This is a genomic window from Bradyrhizobium sp. NAS80.1, assembly GCF_001908205.1.
GTDB lineage: Bacteria > Pseudomonadota > Alphaproteobacteria > Rhizobiales > Xanthobacteraceae > Bradyrhizobium.
The window spans coordinates 1-842 of sequence record NZ_LGHL01000433.1; the positions used below are offsets into that span (position 1 = coordinate 1).

At 63.5% G+C, this 842-nt stretch carries 1 pseudogene; it reads left to right on the forward strand.

The annotated features are described in order from the left end of the window. Positions 1 to 211: pseudogene (locus AC629_RS44060) on the forward strand (dihydropyrimidinase); the annotation flags it as partial. Between the last annotated feature and the right edge of the window lie 631 nt (positions 212 to 842).

Below are 842 nucleotides of genomic sequence, written 5' to 3' on the forward strand. Positions count from 1 at the left end.
TGTCGTGCTATGGAACCCCAAGCTGGCGAAGCCGATCCGGCAGGCCGATCTGCACCACGGCTCGGACTACACGCCCTGGGAAGGGGTCGACATCACCGGCTGGCCCGTCACCACCATCGTGCGGGGCCGGGTGGTGTACGAGCACGGCAGGCTCGTCGGCGATAAGGGCGCGGGCGAGGTGCTGAGCCGCGGCAAATCGAGCCTGATGTGACAGCGACATGATGTTGCGGGGGACGCCAGGCCGCCTCTTGCGCATACCACCTCGCGATGTCAGGGCATTCTTGAGTGTGTTCGTCGATCGTCCTTGACCGGATTTAGCTCGTCAGCCGGCTTGCCTTGTCGAGCATTGAGATCAAGACATGAAACTGGGTGGCCAGGATGTGGGTGCCACGGCCAGCCACCCGGTCCCGCTGTCACCGACATTGCTCTTCGGATCCGCTCGGGCCAGACGGGCGACCCTCCGATCACGGTACGAGGACCGCAGCGAACGCCATGGCGATGGGAAGCAACCCGAGACCGATCGCGCCCGCTCTGTAAGCCGTCGCTTTGTCGAGTAGCGGTTTGGATCGGTGGCGCATGACCAAACTCTCGTCACGGCCCGACCAGCAGCCCCAGTACTGCAGCGACCTCAGCATGACCCGCTGTCGGAGATGTGCTAGGGCTTTTGCAATCATTTGGCGGCACGCGCGCCGCCTCGCCGGTGCGTTATTCCGGCCCGGCGGTATCGGTGGTTGCGCCGCCAGGATTTGAACCTACTGGGGAACCATCCAAGTCCGGGGATGATTGCGTGCAAACGGCGGCTTTTGACGAACTACAAAGGATCGCCGTCGTGAGTTAGGCCG